This is a genomic window from Halosimplex yunnanense (assembly GCF_054504345.1).
In genome coordinates this window covers 121,411-138,222 of record NZ_JBTJEL010000027.1, presented here as the reverse complement: position 1 = coordinate 138,222, position 16,812 = coordinate 121,411, and the positions used below count along the sequence as shown (strand labels likewise).

Genomic DNA, 16,812 nt, shown 5'->3' with positions numbered 1-16,812 from the left:
CATCACGCAGCAGCCGTTATAATCTTGCGGCGGTCCGATCTGTCCGAGCTCGCGATCAGATCACCACTGGGACGACAGCAGACCCGACACTAGATTTATTGCACTCCTCTCGGCACACGGAATCGATGCCGGACCCGAAAGCTACTGATCTAGACGATACTATCGTCGGCGCGTACGTCGACGGGAGCTGTCGAGACGTCCCGACAGAGAAACTCACCCACCTGTTTTACTCGTTCGCCGAGACGGACGACGGCGTCATCACGGGTGTGACCGACGGTGACGACACTGCGGAGCGCGTCGAGCGGATCGCGAGCCTGAAAGAAGCCAATCCCGACCTGAAAGTCTCCATTTCGGTCGGCGGGTGGGGGCTGTGCGAGGACTTCCCGGAGATGGCGGCGACGCAGGAAAACCGCGAGCGGTTCGCCGAGAGCGCCGTCTCGTTCATCCGCGAGTACGACCTCGACGGCCTCGACTACGACTGGGAGTTCCCCGAAGCGGACCAACGCGAGGACTTCACAGCGATCGTGGAGACTCTACGGGAGTATCTGGACGAGGCCGGACGAGCGGACGGCAAGGAATACCTGCTCACGTCCGCGACCAGCACGGCGCCGGATCACCTCGCGGGCATCGACTTCGAGGCCGTCACGCCGCACTTCGACTTCTTCAACGTGATGACTTACGACATGCTGTCGGAGCCGGAGACCCATCACACGAACCTCTACACCTCGGAACACAACGAGGAGTACAGCGTTCACGAGACGGTCGAGTGGTACCTCGATCAGGGGGTTCCGCCCGAGAAGATCGTGATCGGGTCGGGGTACTACTCCCGGGGTGGCGTCCGCGTCGACTACGAGGACCTCGTCCCCGAGTTCGTCGAGAACGACGAGTACGACGTCCGCTGGGACGTGGACGCGCAGGCGCCGTATCTCACGGGCCCCGAGGGGTTCATCAGCTACGACGACCCCCGCTCCGTTCGCCGGAAGATCGACTATGTCCGCGACCGCGACCTCCGCGGGATCATGTTCTGGCACTACAGCGGCGACCGCGACGACGAACTCACCGACGCCATCTACGAACAGGTCGTCCAGACCAGCGACGAACGCTGATTCTGTCGGCCGTTCTGCACACGACGGCCGGCGTCCTCACGCGATCCCGTGCGCCCGGAGCGCGCGGCCGATCCAGTCGAGGTTCCGGTTCGGGAGGACACCGTACCCGTAGAACGACAGGCGCTCCGCGCCGGCGTCGACTGCCGCGCCGACGAGCGATTCTAGGGTCTCGTAGTCGTGGACGACCGGGTGGCCAGCGTGGATCCCGGCGTGGATCGCGACGTCGTCGCCAGTCAGCGTCCGTGCGGCCCGTACGTCGCTGCGAACTGCCTCGGGGTCGCTATCGTAGGCGAGAACCGTGAACTGGTCGACGGGGTCGGAGAGCTGTCCGAGGTCGAGCCCGTGTTTCCAGGAGTGTTCGACGTCCATCCGCTCGTCGTTGAACCCGCCGTACTTCAGGTAGTAGCCGAACGGGGTTGACCCCGTCGCGGCCGCGTAATCGTCGAACAGCGCGGCGAGCGTCTCTGTCCGCGCTTCGGCGTAGTCGGCGACGGCGGTGTGTTCCATCAGCCACCCGCCGACGTCCGTCTCGACGGCGAGTCGCCCTTCCAGGACGTCGTCGATGCCGTCGCGCGCAGCGGATCTGGCCGCTTCAACGTCAACCCCCGCGTCGGACGCGTTCTCCCGGCAGTGCTCGCAGAAGCAGAGGCCGAAGAGGAACTCCCCCAGAGGGCCGAGCCGGGCGAAGAACTCCTGATGGTGCCAGCCGTAGCCGGTGCCGTACTGGTAGTCGGACAGCTCCATCTCGAACCGGTTGAAGTCGGTGTGGCCGGCGAGGTCCTCGACGAGGTGCTCGCCGTACTCCTGTACGGCAGGGTTCGACGGGCACAGTCCCCAGATCAGGTCGTCGCCGTGCGGGCTGACCATCGTCGCATCGGGGTGGCGCCGGCCGAGTACCGAACTGTGGAACGGGACCGACCAGCCGTTGAGCGACACGGGCGCGTCAGCCAGTCCGTCTTCGATAGTCGCGAGCCAGTCGGCCTCCCCCATCGTCTCGTTCACGTTGGGTTCGATCGCCCCGTACTCGTCGTCGGGCTGGAAGTACGCGCTCGCGTCGGCGAAGAAGGTCCGCCGCTCGGGGTTGTGCGGCGTCAGCGACTGCACGGAGTGACAGGTGGTCGCGACCGTCAGTTCGGTGACCCCGAGTTCGGTCAGCCGTTCGGCGACCTGTTCGGGACCCTCCTCTACGACGTCCCAGGGATGCGTCCAGATAGCGACGTTCACGGCAGGAATGTGACGCGATAGCACTTATATCCGGCGGCGGCCGCCACGGCAGCGGCGGCCCCGAGAGACCGCGAGCACGACGGAACGTCCGTCAATCAGCCTGGAGGCCCGACTGGATCCGGTCGACAGCGCCTGGGAGCGTGTCCATGTGGTGGTTACCCTCGTAGATGAGCCAGTCGACGTCACAGCGGACGGCGGTGTCGATGAGGGCGTCGAGGTCGATGTCGCCCTGTCCGAGCGCGATGGAGTGGTCGACGTCCGGCGCCGCGTCGCGGAAGTGGACAGTGTCGATCCGGTCGCCGTGGCGGTCGAGGAACTCGATCGGGTCGAGCCCGCCCTGCAGAGCGTGTTTGACGTCGAGCTGGATGGCGATGTCGTCGTCGAGCTGGGAGACCAGCGTCTCCAGAGCCGTCGAGTTCCCGTCGATCGGGTCGTTCTCGATGCCGTCGTTGTGGTACGCGAGCGAGAGTCCGTGGTCCGCAACTTGGTCCGCGAACGCTTCGATGTCCCGCGCCGCGTCCACGATGGCCTGGCGGCTCTCGAAATACTGATCGTCGAAGTGCGAGAGGACGACGCGGTCGCACCCGATCTGGCGGTGGATCTCCAGATCGTTCTCCAGTCGCTCGTCGAGGTCCTCGGGCGTTACGTGCCCGCCGACGGGCTCCAGTCCTGTCCGTTCGAGCGTCCGTGCGACCTTCTTCGGGTCGGACTCGAACAGCCGATAGGCGAACTCGACGCCGTCGAATCCGGCGTCGTCGACGCGGTGGATGATCTCGGGGAGGGTGTCGAGGCTGCCGTGAAAGATGACTAGTTGCAGCGCAGGTCGCACCATACCAGCTACATTTCGAAGTCACGACTTAGTGGTTTCGCTCACACGGGAGTTTGCCTCGCGTCCGCTGTGGATTCGACCGGAATCCGCTGGAGTCGCGAACGAGGGTTTCTGAATTGCACTATGTGGGAAACGACTAAGAGGCGGCCACTGTACATCGAGGGTATGCCCGATGCTGACGACATCCCGATCGGCTCTGTGGGCACTATTGCGCAGATCCTCGACGTGCTCGGTGAACGCGAGGGCGCGGGGGTCACGGAGGTGGCCGAGGAAGTCGACGTCTCGAAGAGCAGCGTCCACCGCTATCTCGAATCGCTCCGACAGGTCGGGTTCGTCCGGAAGATGACTACCGACTACTACCTGAGTACGCGACTGCTGAAACACGGCACCCGGGCCCGTTCTCAGCGAGAGTTCTACGCGGTGGCGAAACCGGTCGTCGAGGAGTTGGTCGACCGGACGAACAACGCCGTCGCCCTCGCCGTCAAGGAGGAAGCCGTCGTCTACATCTACAAGTCCTGGAACGAACAGGAGATCAGAAACGACCTCCAGATCGGTCAGCCGTACCACGAGTTCCACTGCTCGGCAGCCGGGAAGGTCCTGCTTGCGTCGCTATCGCCGGGCGAAATGGCCGAAGTGTTGGACCAACAGGGACTCCCGCGGCGGACGGCTAACACGATAACCGACCGCGACGAGTTGCTGGACGAACTCGAACGCATCAGGGAGCGAGACACCGCCTTCGACGACGAGGAGCACGTGACCGGTATCCGCTCTGTTGCGACGAGTATCCGTGACCGAAACCGTGAGGAGACGATCGGCGCGATCACCGTCTACGGCCCTGCCATCCGCCTCGAAGGGGACGCGTTCTGGGAGGAAGTTCCAACGACGTTGGAACGAGCGTCGAACCTCATCGAGGTCAACCTGCGGTACGAGACCCACGAGGCGTAGCTACGGCCAGTGTCCGGGCAGAATAGTCGGTAGCGTTCTACCGGGGATTCCCACATAGATGAACATGATCGTTTGTGCTGTTTTCTCGGCGGCTGACCGAACCCCCGGTGGGCCCATATTGGAGTGCGTTCGACCGCGTCGAGTAGGCATGAGAACCGTGGAATCGCCGGTAACTCTGGTTGTCTGCTAGACTGAACCCGGTCTTTCCACCGGGGCAGACAGCTGTTGGCCTTTCACGTGAATTGTCCCGGATAGTGGGAAAGAGTTCCGTAAATCAGGATCACACGTCCGAGCAGCCCGTAGACCGTGACGATCTGTGTTTGGTTGTCTCTCTCACGACCTCTGGACAGCGAATCGTGATTACATGCCTAATATTGTAATCAGTGTCTGTGGGTCCTTCCATAGCGAGTCTCCGCGAGGGTCACTCAGGGATCGCGGGCTATACCGTCTCTCGGCCGGGAATTCCATTCAACAGTGAGGGAGTGTCGTTTCCCACTATATGCAAAAGTAGTCTTCGAGTAGCCAACACGGGTTACCGATCGACAGTCCCGAACTCGATGACCGACTTTATCCGGTCGTCGCCGCGAGCGAAGGCGTCGTCAAGGGCGGATGGTTCATAGACGCCAGTCACGAGTGCATCGCAGAACCACTCGGGAAACTCCTCGAGGGTCTCGACGGCGGCCTCGTAGTGTTCGACGTTCGAGTTGACGCTCCCGAACAGCGCCTTGTTGTGGAGGACAAGTTCCCGATGGAGCGCGCCCCCGTCGACCTCGAGATCCCACGAGTCGGGGATGCCGAGCAGCGCCGCGACGCCGTTGGGGGCGAGGGCCTTGACGGCTTGGAAGGCGTGTTTCGCGTACCCGGTCGCCTCGTAGAGGAAGTCGACGGACTCGTGTCGGGACGGGAAATTGTCAACGGGCGTCTCCCGTGAGTCGACGTACGTCGCACCGAGACGTTCGATTATCTCGATCGTCGGATCCGGCCGGTCGCGTCGACCGAGGCAGTAACACCGCTCGAAGCGGTCTCCGAGCATCGCCAGCGTGAGGAGCCCGAGCGGCCCGTTCCCGAGGACGAAGGCGGACTCGGGTTCCCAGTGGAACGCCGACCGCGTCGCGAAGGCGTGTTCGATGGCCTTCTCGCTGTTGCTGATCGGCTCGACCAGGAAGCCCGTCTCGGCGAGGGAGTCAGGGACGGGGACGAGAAACTCCGGCTTGCTGGTGAAGTAGTCGGCCATGTACCCGTGCGCGCCGACGATACCCCGCTCGACGTACTCGCCTGCCGGCGCCATGTCAGGTTCTCGTCGCTCGAAGTATGGCGTGGTCTCGTCTCCTGGCGGGCGACGGACAGTCGGCACGACCAGTGCGCCGGCGTCAAGGTCGGTACCGTTCGGGTCTTCAACGACGCCGATGGCTTCGTGACCAAGGACGATGTGGTCTGCACTCTCAGGGAATCCGCCGTGACCGCCGGCGATGACCTCGTGGTCGGTCCCGTCGATACCGACTCGGAGCGTCCGGACCAGCGCTTCGCCGGCGGCGGGTTCCGGTCGTGGGACATCAATCACTTCCGGACCGTCCCCGCCTTTTCGAACACAAACGGCTCGCATGCCGATCAGGCCTCCCCGCGAGCGTGCGCTTCGATACGATCGACGACGTACTCGGCCTCAGACTTCGTGAGACACATCGGATTGACGGTGAACCGCTCGTTCCGCAGTTCGTCTGCGCCGACGAATACTCGCGGCTCTTCCCGCCGGAGTCCGCTGACGATGTCTGTCGCCGACCGGCCGGCAGCGCCCGCGTCTACACTGACTGACACGGTCGCTGCGACGTCGGTGTCGCCGTCGTTGACCGTCGTCGTCACCCCCTCGATCGGCGCCAGCTTCTCGGCGATCTCGTCGGCCATCGCGCGCCACTCGCGCCGGTTCGCCTCGTGGTCCTCCTCCACGAAGAGTTCGAGCGCCTTGAGCAGCCCGACGAGTTCTTCCTTACCGACCTTGAGCGGGCGGCCGATCCCCTGCTTCGGCACGCCAGCGAACTGCGAGGTATCGAGGAGTGCCGACGGCGGCTCCCAGACGTCCTCCGCGGCGTGCATGTCGAGATGCTGTGCGGCGACGGACTCGACGAGGTCGGCGCGCCCGGCCAGGATGCCCGTCGTCTGCGGGCCACGGATCGCCTTCCCGCCGCTGAACGCCACGATATCCGCGCCCTGTTCGGTGAACCACGAGAGATTCTCGACGGGCGGGAGCTCGGCGGCGGCGTCGACGATCACGGGGACATCGTGCTCGTGGGCCAGGTCACACACCTCCGACAGCGGGGGGTCCACGTAGCTCTTGTAGATGTAGCCCACAGCCGCGGTGTCCTCGGAGATCGCGTCCTCGTACTCCCACAGTTCCACGTTGCGCGAGCCGGTCCCGAGGTGGCGGTCGTTCGTCCCGATATCGACGATGGTCGCGCCGGCCGCCCGGAAGGCATGGTCGTAGCCCGTCCGGTGAGTGCGCGGCATGACGACCTCGTCGGCGAAGCCCTCGGTGTCCGGGAGGCGCGACATCGCACCCGGGTCGGTCCCGGCGATGCAGGCCGCCGTCCCGAGCAGCAACGCGCCCGCCGCGCCGTTGGTGACGTAACCTGCTTCTGCGCCCGTCACCTCCGCGATGCGCTCGCTCGCTCGCGCCTGAAGATCCGACAGTCGCACGAACGACCCCGCGGCCTCGTGCATCGCTTCGAGCGCTTCCTCGCGGATGCGGCTCCCGCCGATCCGGGTCTTGGTCCCGCTGGCGTTCACGACGGTAGGGACACCTAACTCGTCGTACACTGATCGCCCTGACATAGGAACCGCTTCCCGGGAAGAGCGGATAAAAGTACGGGGACGAACGCGACCGGGTTCGAGGATCGACGGCGCGGTCCTGATCGGAAACAGTCACGCGAGCACCGGGTGATTTTATAGGTCATGGCCGCCACGCGTTTCGTATGGCCGACCTGCTAGCGATAGTTGCGCATCCGGACGACGCGGACATCTTCTGCGGCGGTACGATCGCGAAACACGCGGACCGCGGCGACGACGTCACGATTGCCCACATGACCCGCGGTGAGTACGGTGGCTTCGACGCCACCGAAGAAGAGATTGCGACCGTCCGCGAGGACGAGGCGACCGCGTCCGCGGAGACGCTCGGCGCCGGGGCGGAGTTCCTGGGGTTCAAAGACGGCCGCATCGAGTACTCGCTGGAGAACCGCCTCGAACTCGTCCGGACGATCCGCCGCCACGACCCGACGTACATTCTCACTCACTACGGGGACGACATGCACCCGGACCACCGGACCACCTCGGAACTCGTGACCGACGCCTACTACATGGCGTCGCTCCCGAAAGTCGACGTCCCCGAGGACCCCTGCGACGTCGAGAACGTCTACTTCTTCGGCAAACCGACCTCGTCGATCGACCCCTCCATTCTTATCGACATCACGGAGTATCAGGACCGGAAGGAACGGGCTATCGAGCACCACGAGTCACAGGTCGAGTTCCTGCAGGAACACGGCGGGATCGACGCAGAATTCGACAACCTTCTCTCGGGCGTCCGCAGCGAGGCGGAAGCGCTCGGCAAACGCGTCGACGCCCGCTACGTCGAGGGGTTCGCCCCGCTCCACGAGGGGAGCGACGACTACCTCGGCGAGTAGTTCGAAAGAGTGTATTCGGCGCGACCAAAGAGCGGAGCAGTTACTCCGCGAGTCGAACCGCAACTGTCCGGATCTCGAACGGCTCGAACTCGAGTTCGATCTGCCCGTCTTCGACGGGGAGATCCCCCTCGCTGTCCTCGATCAGGTTCGTCTCGGTCGCTTCCGTGACCGGGAGATCGAAGTCGATCGTCGCCGACGTGTGTCGTCCCTCTGACTCGTAGAGCCGCAGGACGAGTTCGTCGTCGCGGTCCTCGGCGCGTTTCACCGCCTCGACGACGACGCCATCGGGGTCGACCTCAACCGGGGCGAGCGAGATGGGGTCAGAGACCGGGACGGCCCGCTCCGGCGCGTTTAGTTCGCATGCCGCACGGTTCACACCTGCCTCGACTGGATCGTCCTCATGGGGCAGCAGCGCGTACGTGAACTCGTGGGTGCCGCGGTCGGCCTCTGGGTCGGGGTGGTCAGGCGCGCGGAGCAGCGACAGCGAGACGTCGGTTCCGTCGACGTGGACGCCGTACTTGCAGTCGTTGAGAACGGCGACGCCGTACCCCGGTTCGGAGACGTCGACCCACTGACCGCCGGGTTCCTCGAAGCGCGCCTGGTCCCACGTCGTGTTGTCGTGCGTGTCGCGCTCGAGGTGGCCGAAGTGGGTATCGTAAGTCGCCTCGGTCGCCCGGACGGCCGCCGGGAAGTGCGCCTTTAGAAGCTTCTCCTCCTCCTGCCAGTCGACGTGCGTCCGGAACTCGACGCGCTTGGCGTCGCGGTACAGCGAGACTTCCTGGACGAGTTCGGAGTCGCCGAACGAGCGAGTCTGTCGGACCGTCGCGCGGACCGGCCCAGTCTCAACGACTTCCGATTCGGGTTCGGGGAGTTGCTCACCGACTGCGTAGACGTCCTCGTCGATGTCCCAGGCTTCCCACTGCGCCGGCTGGTCGCGGTACAGCATCAGCCGGTTGCCCGGTTCTTCGAGGACTTCCCTGCCGGTCTCGTCGTCGGTGACCGAGACCTCGCCGCCGTCGAACGAGACCGTCACGAGGCCGTTCGAGAGGCGCTCGGTCGAGACCTCGAACGGGTCGTCGACGGACGCGTCGTCCGCGGACTGGAGCGTGACGCTCGTGGCGCCAAAGGCCGGCACGTCTGGCCCGTCGACGAGGAGTTCGTCGCCGCCGTCGCCGAGGCGGTCGCTCGTCCGCTGGACGGGGAGTCCCTCGGCGTCGCTCGCCTCACCGGCAGCACGCTCGCCGTCGGGGACTGCGACCAGTGAGTCCTCCGAATCGGACGCTTCGACGGCCACGTCGTCGGCAGGGACCGACGCGGTCGGCCGCTGGGTCCACGACAGCGGGTTCGTGAGACAGACCCGGTCCGTCCCCGACGCGGTGTCGAACAGCGCGTCGAACGCCGCCTCGCGGGCCTCGGCCGTCGTCTCAAACACCTCGCGGTAGTCGCGATCGGCGTCGGCGTACACGTCGGTCACCGAGGAACCTGGCAGGATGTCGTGGAACTGGTTGAACAGCAGCACCTTCCACGCCCGGGTGAGTTCCTCGTGGGGGTACGACTCGGCTTCGAGCGCCCGCGCCAGCGAACTCCAGAGTTCCGCCTCGCGGAGCGCGTACTCACCCTTCCGGTTGTTCCGCTTGGTCTGGGCCTGCGTGGTGAGCGTCCCCCGGTGGATCTCAAGGTACAGTTCGCCGCTCCACTTCGGGTACTCCTCGCGGTCGGTGTCGAGCCGGTCGAACAGCCCCGCGAGCGAGCCCCACTCGATGTCGGGGAGCGCCTCGGTGTCGTCGATGACCTGGCTCCGCTCGACCATCTCGCGGGTCGGGCCGCCGCCGCCGTCGCCCCACCCGATCAGATAGGCCCGGTCGTCGGTGCGGTCGTTCTGCGCGTCGTTGTACACCGACCGGGTCGCCTCCTCGACGGTCGCCTTCCCGTTGTACGTGTCTACCGGCGGGAAATGCGCGAGCACTTCCGAGCCATCGATGCCCTCCCACCGGAAAGTGTTGTGCGGGAAGTCGTTGATCTCGTTCCAGGACATCTTCTGGGTGAGGAAGTACGGGCAGTCGGCCGCCTGTGCGATGCCCGGGAGCCCCGCGCTGTAGCCGAACACGTCGGGGATGAACGTCACCTCGGGGTCGACGTCGAACTCCTCGCGGAAGTACCGCTTGCCGAGCAGGAACTGGCGGGCCAGTGCCTCGGGACCCGAGTTGTTGATGTCGGCCTCGACCCACAGCGCCCCCTCGGGGTGCCACCGGCCCTCCGCGATGCGCTCCTCGATGGCCTCGAACTGCTCGGGGTAGCGGTTGCGCGCCCACTCGTAGAGGTGTGGCTGGCTCTGCATGAAGGTGAAGTCGTCGTACTCGTCCATCAACTGGAGGACGTTCGAGAACGACCGCCCGCCCTTGCGGACGGTCTCGGACCACGGCCACAGCCACGCCAGGTCGATGTGGGCGTGGCCGACCGCGGTGAGTTGCTGTCCCGTGAGGTCGGAGGTGAGGTCCTGCTCGACCGTTTTGAGCGCCTCCAGCGCGGCCGCAGCGCCCTCGCGATACTCCGCCTCAGTCTCGGCCTCGAACGGGAACTCGTGGCTCGCATCCACGAGCGCGTTGAGAAGGCGGCCACGGTTCGGCGAGTCCTCGTCGAACTCGCCCGCGAGATCGCTGCAGATGGTGAAGTGACGGTGCAGGTCAGCGACTTCGGGGCGCTCGGCGTATATCTCCGCGGTCTGGAGGAGGAACTCCTCGACTTCGAGGTGGCCCCACAGCGTCGTGGTCCCGGCCTCGACGAGCAGGTCGTAGGTCTCGCCGCCTTCGGCCTCGTCGACCAGCCGCAGGGCCTCGTGACCGTTGTCGAACGCCTGCCACGGGACGCCGTCGCGGAAGCACAGCGACTCCACCCGGGGCTCGTCGTGGTAGTCGGCGCCGTCGTTCGGCCTGGCGATGAACCGGAGGTACACCGGGTGGCCGGCCATCGAGTCCGGGACCGTGAACCGGAGGCGGAACCAGACGTTCTCCCCGACTTCGAGGCCCGAGGAGGCTTCGCCGGTCACGACGTCCGCCGACGCGTCGCGGCGGTCGGCCGGTTCGGTCTCGCGGCCCCGTTTCCACGTGAAGCCGACCGAACAGGGCTCGAACTCGCGGCCCCGCACGTCCTCGGGATCGAGGAACTCCCGCGTCGGGTGGTAGGCGATGTCGTCGATCTCCCGTCGCTCCGCGACACGGAGCGATTCGAGTCGATCCGCTGTCTCACTGATCCGTTTCTGGCGACTTCTATCGAGCACGCTTCCCCGTGGGACTTCCGTCCTCTTAATTTCAAAGGGTCGGTGACCCCCGCGACGACGGCGACAGGTGGTACCGACTCACAAGCCTTATTGGAGTGGTGGGTGTGTTCCCCGAACAGATCACTGCTATGAGCCCCGGAACAGCGCCTTCGACGCTCACAGTCAACCGACTCTCCGACGACGAAACCGTCGCGTTCGCGGCCGAAGAGCTCGGCGAGTACCTCTCGGAGCTGCTCGACGAGCCGGTCACCGTCGCCCAGCGCGACGCCTACGATGCGGACGCTGGACTCTGGGTGGACACGGCGGCGACGCTCCCAATCGAACTCCCGGAGGTCGACGATCCGACGCTCGACGACGCGATCCGCATCGAGACAGACGGGTCCACCGGTGTCGTCGCCGGCGTCAACCCGCGTAGCGCGCTGCTCGCGGTCTACCGGTACCTCCGCGAGCAGGGTTGTCGCTGGGTCCGACCGGGGCCCGACGGCGAACACGTCCCGTCCGTGGCAACCCTCGATCCCGTCGACGTGGCCGACCGTCCGTCGCATCGCCACCGGGGGATCACCATCGAGGGCGCCGTCAGCGAGGACCACGTCCGTGACATGATCGACTGGGCGCCGAAGGTCGGCTACAACAGCTACTTCATCCAGTTCTTCGAGTCCTATCCGTTCTTCGAGCGCTGGTACACCCACGAGAACAATCCCACCTACGAGCCCGAGGAGTTCTCGGCCGAACGAGCCCGAGAGATCCACGCCGAATGCGTCCGCGCCATCGAGAAGCGCGGACTCACTTACCACGCCGTCGGCCACGGGTGGACCGCGCGCGCCCTCGACCTGCCCGACAAGGGGTGGGGCGATACCGACGCGACCGTGCCGGAAGAAATCGAGCCGTACCTCGCCGAGGTCGACGGCGAGCGGAAACTCCACGACGGCATCCCGGTCAACACCGAACTGTGTTACTCCAACTCTGAGGCTCGCAGCCTGCTCGTCGAAACCATCGCTGACTACGCGGAGGTCCACTCTGAGGTGGACGTGCTCCACGTCTGGGCCTCGGACGGCCACAAGAACCACTGCGAGTGCGACGAATGCGTCGGCGCGCGCCCCTCGGATCTGTACGTGCAGACGCTGAACGAACTCGACGCCGTCCTCACCGAGCGCGGCGTCGACACCCGTATCGCGTTCCTGATGTACACCGATCTGCTCTGGCCACCCGAGGAGGCGCGCATCGAGAACACCGACCGGTTCAGCCTCATGTTCGCCCCGATAACCCGCTCGTACGCGGAGACGTACGCCGACCTCGACCTCGACGACCTCCCCGACTTGCCGCCGTACGAGCGCAACGACTTCGACTACCCCACCGATCTGGCGGAGAACGTCGCCTTCCTCGCGGCGTGGCGCGAAGCTTTCGGCGGCGACGCCTTCGACTTCGATTACCACCTCATGTGGGACCACTTCCGCGACCCGGGGCAGTTCCTGACCAGCGACGTGCTCGCGACGGACATGCGCCACCTCGACGACATCGGCGTCGACGGGAACGTCAGCTGTCAGGTCCAGCGTGTCTTCTTCCCGACGGGGCTCCCGATGGTCGCGATGGGCCGGCGGCTCTGGGACGGCGACGCGTCGTTCGACGCCATCGTCGACGACCATCTGGAGACGGCGTTCGGACCTGATGCCGACGCCGTCCGCGCGTACCTCGAAACGATCTCGGACTGCTTCGAGCCGCTGTACTCGGGCCACGACAGCCTCGACGGCGACTCGTCAGTGATCGACCCCGCGGTCGCGTCGTCGTTCGAGGCCGTCGCCGACGCGGTCGCGGAGATCCAGCCGACCATCGAGCGGAATGCCGAACGGGACGACGACCCCCAGCGCACGTCCTGGGAGTACCTCGGCCACCACGCCGACATCTGCGAGCAACTCGCGCCGGCGCTCGCGGCCAAAGCGCGCGGCAACGACGAGAGCGCTCACGAGCGCTGGGTCGAGGTCCGCGAACTGGTTCAGCGCCGCGAGCCCGACCTGCACCCCGCCCTCGACGTCTACTTCTTCGTCAACATCTTCGAGGGAACGTTCGCCGTGGACGACGAGTAATCCGGCCGTTCACGCCGCCCGCTCCCGTCCACTCCGCGTCGGCGTCCGTCCAGCACACTTTTGCCGTCCCGCTGCGGTCTGATCCACGATGGCACGGATCGAGGCGCTCCTGATCGGAGAGAACAGCATCCACGACTTCGACGCGAAAGCGCCGCTCATCGAGTCGGCACTGGGAGAGGAAGTCGACGTGGACCGGACGACCGACCCGGCCGCGCTGGCAGACCTCGGAGAGTACGATATCCTCGTCGACTACGTGACGGACAGCCGGCCGGTGGAGGCAAACGTCGAAGCACTGCGGTCGTTCGTCCGCGACGGCGGCGGATATCTCCCGCTGCACTGCGCGTCGGACCTCACGAATTACGTCGACGAGGACGGCGAGTTCCAGAGTCGAGACGAGCCGCTGCCGGAACTCAGGCAACTGATCGGCGGCCACTTCCTCGACCACCCCGAGCAGTCGACGTTTGCGGTCGAGATCGTCGACAGCGACCACCCCGTGACCGACTCCGTCTCCGACTTCGAGGTGTTCGACGAACCGTACCAGGTCGACTACGACCGGGATCTCACCGTCCTCGCGCGGATGGACCACCCGGACCTCGACGACGCGTATCCCGTCCTCTGGGTCCGTGAAGTGGGGGAAGGCCGCGTCTGTTACAGCTCGCTCGGTCACAGCGACGAGGCGCTACGGAACGAGAGTCACTGCCGGGTCCTCCGGAACGCCGTGGAGTGGCTGGCGTGACAGTGGCCGTGTAACAGCTATAGTTCTATTACAGAATTTTGCGACGGGTTCAGACGCGGCTCGCTTGATTCGAATGGGAAAAGGGGGCTCACCTCGCGGAGACTGCCTATTCTTCGTCCGATTCGCGGGCGTTCTCGACGCCCCCCACGGCGAGAACCGGGACGTACTCGGTGGGACGTTCGACGCCGGACAGATCGATCGTCAGCGCGTTCGCGTCGCGCTCCGCGTCGACAGGGATCCGTTCGCCGCCAGACAGCAGCGCGACGTCGTCACCCCTGCTCGATCCGAGGGCGCCGAGCGAGACGTCGTCGGGCCACTCCATGAGATGCGCGTAGAGCGTTCCGTCACGCCACGTGTAGCGGACGTCTATATCGGCCTCTTCGTCCTCGTAGTGCTCCCACGACCGAGTCCCGTAGATGGCCTCCTCGTGGTCCGACAGCCAGCCGCCGAGCGCTTCCAGCGGCTCCCGCTGGAGGTCGGGGATCGTCCCGTCGGCGCGCGGACCGACGTTGATGAGCAGGTTACCGTTCCGTGAGACCACGTCGACGAACAGCTGAATGAGGTCCGAACCGTTCATGTGCTCGTCCGGCCCCTCGTTGCGGTTGAATCCGAACGAGGAGCCGATGCCGCGGCACAGTTCCCATTTCTTCTCCAGCCGCCCATCCGGGTGGTCGTACTCGGGAGTGACGAAGTCACCGTAGTGGCCCCAGGAGTCCGACGCGGCGCGGTCGTTGACGACGACTCCCTTCTCCCAGTCGTTGGCGGCCGTCTCGTAGTACTCGGCGAGCAGTTCCTGCGCGCCGAGGTGGTCACCCTCCGCCCGGGGCACGTCGAACCAGAGGAGGTCCGGCTCGTATCGCCGGATTAGTTCGCGGTGTTTCGCGTTCATGAAGTCGACGTACTCCGACCCGGGCTGGGCGTCTTCGACCGTCTCGGCGTGGAAGTCGGGGTGGCCGAACTGCCCCTCGAAGCCGGGCTGGTAGTAGTTCAGGTTCGCGTGATACGACCCGCCGAATCGGAGGCCGCGATCACGCACCGCCTCGCAGAGCTCGCCGACGAGGTCGCGTTCCGGACCCATCTCCCCGGCGTTGTACTTGCTGTAATGTGTCGGCCACAGCGGGAAGCCGTCGTGGTGTTCGGCGGTCATCACGACGTACCGGGCGCCGACGTCGTCGAACAGCTCGGCCCAGCGGTCCGGGTCCCAGTTCTCCGCCTCCCAGCGCTCGGCGAGGTCGAGGTAGCTCACGTCCTCGCCGTAGTGTTCGCGATGGTAGTCGTAGTGTTCGCTATCCGCGTCGTACATGTGGTAGGGATACCACTCGGCGTAGCTCCCGAGGGGCGCCCACCCGGGGACCGCGTAGGGACCCCAGTGGATGAAGATCCCGAGTTTAGCGTCGTCGTACCAGTCGGGGAGCGGATGCGATTCGAGCGACTCCCAGGTCGGATCGTACGCTACCGGCATACAACCCGAGGTGTCCGCCGGCCCACATTACTCTTCGGGTGGTGGAAGCTACTGGATCCTGCTTCCGAGGCCCCCACCGGCGGTGAACGGTCGCACTGGGGCGGTTGACCGATTCCAGTTCGTCAGCCTGTGTGCTACTCGCCCGCACACCCATCGCAGGCGTTATAGGACATGGCCGGGTGAACCGATCTATGCCTGTTCCAGACCCGGCGCCGCGAATCGCCGAGTTCGAACGCCGCGCGTACGGTCTCTTCCTGCACTGGGGGCTGTACTCACACCTCGGGAAGGGCGAGTGGGCCCTCCACCTCCGCGACGACGTCGACGCCGACTCCTACGAGTCCCTCACCGAGAAGTTCACCGCCGAGGGTTTCGACGGGCGGGCGATCGCCCGACTCGCGAAAGCGGCAGGGATGAACTACGCCGTCCTGACCGCCCGCCATCACGACGGGTTCTCCCTGTACGACACGCAGGGGCTGACGGAGTTCGATGCCCCGAATTCGGCGGCCGGTCGCGACCTCGTCCGGGAGTTCGTCGACGGCTGTCACGCCGAAGGTATCGAACCGTTTCTCTATCACACGACGCTCGACTGGCGACGCGACTCCGCCGACTGTTCACCGGATGAGTTCGATGAGTACGTCGACTTCCTCCACGACTCGATCGAAGTCCTCCTCACCGAGTACGACATCGGCGGCCTCTGGTTCGACGGGGACTGGTCGCGCGGCGACGTCGACTGGCGGCTCGACGAGCGATACGGGCTGATCAGGGAGCACCAGCCCGACGCTATCGTGATCAACAACACCGGGATGGACAACCAGGGGGAGATGAGCCACCCCGAGATAGACAGCGTCACGTTCGAACAGGGCGAGCCGGATCCTATCGACCGCGAGAACATGGACAAGTACGTCGCCGGCGAGATGTGCCAGACAATGAACGGCCACTGGGGGATCAGCAACCGGGACTTCAATTACAAGTCGCCGGCCGATATCATCGAGACGCTCGCGCGCTGCCGCGCTCGCGGGGCGAACTACCTGCTCAACGTCGGCCCGAACGCCGACGGATCGATCCCCGAGTACGAGGCAGCGGCGCTCCGCCGTGCGGGCGAGTGGATCGACGTGCACGCCGACGTCGTCTACGAGGGCGCGCCCGTCGACTGCGAGTGCCCCGGCCGCGACGCGGTCCTCGAAACGGATGACGCCCTCTATTACCTCGCCTTCGACCTCTCTGTCGGTGGCGACGAGAACGTGACAGTGGGCGAGGGGGGAGCGGGGCCGCGCTCCATCGAAGGACTCAACCGGTCTATATCGCGGGCCCAGTGGCTCGACAGCGGCGAAGAGCTATCCGTCGTACAGGACGAATCCGGCTCGATCACTACTATCGACTGCACGGAGTACCCGTACGGCGTCGACACCGTCGTCAGGATCGCTGAACTCCGGTGAGTCCCGGGATCAGGGCGGCCTCACGGACTGACGGCGGAAGCCGAGCAG

General features: G+C 65.5%; 12 protein-coding genes. 6 read left to right on the top strand and 6 right to left on the bottom strand.

What is annotated here, in order from left to right; all coding sequences use genetic code 11:
* Positions 1 to 125: 125 nt before the first annotated feature.
* The gene (locus AB2U09_RS02630; RefSeq protein ID WP_459191132.1) at positions 126 to 1,106 is read left to right on the top strand and encodes a glycoside hydrolase family 18 protein; all 981 of its coding nucleotides are present in this window, start codon (positions 126 to 128) and stop codon (positions 1,104 to 1,106) included.
* Positions 1,107 to 1,142: 36 nt separating this feature from the next.
* On the opposite strand, the gene AB2U09_RS02625 is transcribed toward AB2U09_RS02630, so the two are convergent.
* The gene (locus AB2U09_RS02625) at positions 1,143 to 2,330 is read right to left on the bottom strand and encodes a hypothetical protein (RefSeq protein ID WP_459191131.1); all 1,188 of its coding nucleotides are present in this window, start codon (positions 2,328 to 2,330) and stop codon (positions 1,143 to 1,145) included.
* Between the two features lie 91 nt (positions 2,331 to 2,421).
* Positions 2,422 to 3,162, bottom strand: a complete 741-nt coding sequence (locus AB2U09_RS02620) for a sugar phosphate isomerase/epimerase family protein (protein WP_459191130.1) — start codon at positions 3,160 to 3,162, stop codon at positions 2,422 to 2,424.
* A gap of 162 nt (positions 3,163 to 3,324) precedes the next feature.
* Here AB2U09_RS02620 and AB2U09_RS02615 point away from each other — a divergent pair, with 162 nt between their 5' ends.
* Positions 3,325 to 4,104: an IclR family transcriptional regulator gene (locus AB2U09_RS02615; protein ID WP_459191129.1), complete on the top strand. Its 780-nt coding sequence runs from the start codon at positions 3,325 to 3,327 to the stop codon at positions 4,102 to 4,104.
* Positions 4,105 to 4,636: 532 nt separating this feature from the next.
* Here AB2U09_RS02615 and AB2U09_RS02610 read toward each other — a convergent pair.
* Both AB2U09_RS02610 and AB2U09_RS02605 read right to left on the bottom strand, forming a co-directional pair.
* Positions 4,637 to 5,707, bottom strand: coding sequence for a glucose 1-dehydrogenase (locus AB2U09_RS02610; RefSeq protein WP_459191128.1), 1,071 nt, complete (start codon positions 5,705 to 5,707; stop codon positions 4,637 to 4,639).
* A gap of 5 nt (positions 5,708 to 5,712) precedes the next feature.
* The gene (locus tag AB2U09_RS02605; protein ID WP_459191127.1) at positions 5,713 to 6,927 is read right to left on the bottom strand and encodes an aminotransferase class V-fold PLP-dependent enzyme; all 1,215 of its coding nucleotides are present in this window, start codon (positions 6,925 to 6,927) and stop codon (positions 5,713 to 5,715) included.
* Positions 6,928 to 7,067: 140 nt separating this feature from the next.
* Here AB2U09_RS02605 and AB2U09_RS02600 point away from each other — a divergent pair, with 140 nt between their 5' ends.
* Positions 7,068 to 7,772, top strand: coding sequence for a PIG-L deacetylase family protein (locus AB2U09_RS02600; protein WP_459191126.1), 705 nt, complete (start codon positions 7,068 to 7,070; stop codon positions 7,770 to 7,772).
* Positions 7,773 to 7,812: 40 nt separating this feature from the next.
* Here the strand turns inward: AB2U09_RS02600 and AB2U09_RS02595 are convergent, their stop codons facing one another.
* Positions 7,813 to 11,049 carry an alpha-mannosidase gene (locus tag AB2U09_RS02595; protein WP_459191125.1) on the bottom strand — a complete coding sequence of 1,079 codons (3,237 nt, stop codon included), beginning with the start codon at positions 11,047 to 11,049 and terminating at the stop codon, positions 7,813 to 7,815.
* A gap of 128 nt (positions 11,050 to 11,177) precedes the next feature.
* Between AB2U09_RS02595 and AB2U09_RS02590 the strand changes: the two genes are divergently transcribed.
* Both AB2U09_RS02590 and AB2U09_RS02585 read left to right on the top strand, forming a co-directional pair.
* On the top strand, positions 11,178 to 13,130 hold the full coding sequence (locus AB2U09_RS02590; RefSeq protein WP_459191124.1) for a DUF4838 domain-containing protein: 1,953 nt from the start codon (positions 11,178 to 11,180) through the stop codon (positions 13,128 to 13,130).
* A gap of 88 nt (positions 13,131 to 13,218) precedes the next feature.
* Entirely contained in the window at positions 13,219 to 13,866 is a 648-nt protein-coding gene (locus AB2U09_RS02585) for a ThuA domain-containing protein (protein WP_459191123.1), read from the top strand.
* A 106-nt stretch (positions 13,867 to 13,972) separates the two neighbouring features.
* Here the strand turns inward: AB2U09_RS02585 and AB2U09_RS02580 are convergent, their stop codons facing one another.
* Entirely contained in the window at positions 13,973 to 15,328 is a 1,356-nt protein-coding gene (locus tag AB2U09_RS02580) for an alpha-L-fucosidase (RefSeq protein WP_459191122.1), read from the bottom strand.
* 191 nt (positions 15,329 to 15,519) lie between these two features.
* Between AB2U09_RS02580 and AB2U09_RS02575 the strand changes: the two genes are divergently transcribed.
* Entirely contained in the window at positions 15,520 to 16,764 is a 1,245-nt protein-coding gene (locus tag AB2U09_RS02575) for an alpha-L-fucosidase (protein WP_459191121.1), read from the top strand.
* The last annotated feature ends 48 nt before the right edge of the window (positions 16,765 to 16,812 follow it).